Source organism: Endozoicomonas sp. YOMI1 (genome assembly GCF_024606345.1).
GTDB lineage: Bacteria > Pseudomonadota > Gammaproteobacteria > Pseudomonadales > Endozoicomonadaceae > Endozoicomonas.
Window position 1 is genome coordinate 1 of record NZ_JAHHPM010000259.1, and the last position, 3,272, is coordinate 3,272.

General features: G+C 56.9%; 1 protein-coding gene. It reads left to right on the forward strand.

The window, feature by feature from the left end; genetic code table 11:
- On the forward strand, positions 1 to 3,180 hold a 3,180-nt coding region (locus KDK15_RS08980), incomplete at its 5' end, for an anti-phage-associated DUF499 domain-containing protein (protein ID WP_257295016.1).
- Between the last annotated feature and the right edge of the window lie 92 nt (positions 3,181 to 3,272).

The following is a 3,272-nucleotide window of genomic DNA, read 5'->3' on the forward strand; positions in this document are numbered from 1 at the left end:
CATAGAATTTCAGACAACCGGTTGGTTGCTCCCACGGAACGCAAGGAGTTGATCCAGATGCTCAAGACAGTCAAACAGGCCTGTCGGTTTAATCCGATTGTCCGGGACTACCGGATGAGTCAGGGCATCGAGAACCTGTCTGACCTGATTAAAGACGAAGGCGATGGCCGCGAGTTCTTTTCCCGCAACTACGTTACTCACGGTATGGGCCAGCTGTTCAGAGAAGGCATGCTTCGGCTGTCGGGTAAATCCGATCAGGCGGTGTTTGAACTGACCCAGGCCATGGGTGGTGGTAAGACCCATATGATGGTGGCACTGGGGCTGCTGACCCGCCACGCCCACCTGCGCAGTGAAGTGCTTGAGCCGGAGCTGGCGCAACGGGTAGAGTTTGCCGATGCCCGCATTGCTGCCTTCAATGGCCGTAACGATCCGGATAACTTTATCTGGGGTGAGATTGCCAGGCAGCTGGGGGAAGAGGAAGCCGTCAAACCTTATTGGGTCAACGGCCCCAAAGCGGTGGACCAGGAAGGCTGGAAAAAGATCATTGGTGATAAACCCACCCTGATCATGCTGGACGAGTTGCCTCCCTATCTGAAAAACGCCAGCACCCGTGTCGTAGGTGGCGGCACTTTGGCGGATATGGTGGTCTACAGCCTGAGCAGCCTGATGAGTGCAGCCCTGGAGCTGCCCGGGTGCTGTATCGTCATTGCCAATCTGTCCGGCAGTTACCAGCATGAAACCAAGGCACTGGCCGCAGCCATCGACAACCTGCAACAGGAGACCCGCCGACAGGCCAGCATCATCACACCGGTGCAGCTGGCCGGTAATGAAATCTACGAAATCCTGAAAAAAAGGCTGATTGATGAACTGCCCGGTGAAGACGTGATCGCCGAAGTGGCTGAAGAGTACGCCCAGCGCATCAAGATGGCCGAAGACGGTGGCTATATCGTTGCCAGCAGCATTGAGCAGATCACTGAGCAAGTGCGACAAACCTACCCGTTCCACCCCTCCTTCAAGCACCTGGTGGCCCTGTTTAAGGAAAACGAAGGCTTTCGCCAAACTCGTGGTTTGATGCAGTTTACCGCCCGGCTGCTGAAAAGCGTCGATGACCGACAGACAGATGACGTTTTCCTGATCGGCGCCCAGCATCTGGACCTGAACGACGAATCGGTCAAGGATGAAATCGAGCGCATTGCCCCGTCGTTGCGCCCGGCGGTCACCCGTGATATTGCCGACAACGGCAATGCCATTGCCGAAACCCTGGACACCCAGCTGGCCAGTGATGCCGCTACCCAGGTGGAAATCCTGCTGTTGGCCTCTTCGCTGTCCCGTGCCGTCGGCGGTCGCATCGGCCTGACCGAAAGTGAGCTGATTGAGTTTCTGGCCGCCCCCAACCGCAAGCCCGATGAATTCCTCACGGCTCTGGAAAAACTGCGGGAGCAGGCCTGGTATCTGCACCGGGAAGAACAGCGTTTCTTTATCAAGGAAACGGAAAACCTCTCCCGGCAGATTGAGCGCAATGCCAAAGACATTCCCCAGCCGAAAATCGATCAGGCGCTGGTGAACCGGCTGACCGCCATCCTGCAGCCCACCAGCAAAAAGGCTTACCAGATTCTCCATGTACTGCCCCGGTTGGATGACATAAAGCTCACCGGCTCCCGGGTACTGATCGTGATCCGTCCGGATGGCACCATGCCCCCCCAGGAGCTGCGCAACTACTTTGAATTCCAGCAGGAGAAGAACAACCTGCTGGTGCTGTCGGGCCATGACAGCCATATGGCCGATGCGGTGGAAGAGCGCCTGCGTGAGCTCTACGCTATTGAGCAGATTGCCAGCCGCCTGAAGTCCGGCGACAGCCTTTATGAAGAAGCCCAGGACCGGCTGGCGGATGCCGAGCAGCGCTTCTCCAAAACCATTTCCGGTGCCTACAACCGCCTCTACTTTCCCGGCATTGATGAATCAGACGGCTCTGAACGTCTGTTGATGGCGACCATTGATAACGGTCTACAAATGGGTGAAGGCGAGCACTCCAGTGAACGGCAGCTGGAAAAACTGCTGGCCAGCTCTCGGGCAAACTACAAGCTGGTACTGGACCTGCAGGAAGAACTGCAAGAGAACTGGGCCTATGCCGAGTCAGAACTCTGGCCGCAAAAGGATCGTCGCACCCCGTGGAAGGACGTGCTGATGCGTGCCCGCACCAACCCCGGCTGGTCCTGGATGCCCGGCACCAACGGCATGGACACCCTGAAAAACGAAGCCCTGAAGCAAGGGCGCTGGCGTATGGGTGCCGATGGCTACATTGAAAAAGGCCCATTCCCGAAAGAGAAAACCGCCATTAATGTCCAGACCCAGAGCGTTGATCCGGCCACCGGTGAATCCCGGCTGGCCCTGACACCCCGCAATGCCGGTTCCGGGCCGGTGGTTTACTATGCCACGACGGCCAGCGTATCGAACAAAGACCATTTAATTGAAGACCTGGAAAACTTCAGCACCAAAGAGGCCACTCTTTACTTTCTGGTGGAGGACAGCACCGGTCAGTACGAAACCGGTGCCGCCCAACGCTGGACAGCGGAGCTGAAGATTCGTCACGAAATCCATGCCCGTGGCGACAAACGGACGATCGAGCTGAGCTGTACACCGGCCGCAGAACTGTTCTACACCCTGGACGGTTCCAACCCGAAAGAAGGCACCCGCTATGAAGGGCAGTTTGATGTAGACAACAACGGCTGTCGTCTGCTGGTTTACGCCTGTGCCGGTGAAGCCAGCCGTACCGACGATTTCCAGATACCCGGCACCGGAGAAAAAGGCCCCGCCATTGACGACAGCAAGCCCGCCCGTATCGCTGACAACAAGCGGGTCACTCTGGATTCCACCGAAAAAGTGTTCAGTGTTCTGAACAAATTCCGGGACCGGGAAAACGTGCGCCTGAAAGGGGTAAGGGTGGAAATTGGTGAAGGGGAAAATACCGTCAGTGTCCGGTTCGCGGAACGGGAGGTCACCTCGGCCATTATTGCCAACGCCATCGACAGCCTGCGCTCCCTGTTGAAAGAGGAGCAGGCACCGGTGAGCATTATTATCAGCAGCGGTGTCAGCTTTGATAACGGCTTTGCCGCCAGAGAGTTTGCCGAGCTGGGCGGTGTGGTACTCAAGCCCGGGGATATTATTCAGGATGTACAATAGTTCAATGATTGAACCAGCGGCAGGTAATCCATGACCGACAACGCATCTACCACCGGCAAGCGAACCGCTAAAGGTGAGACGGGAAAATCCCG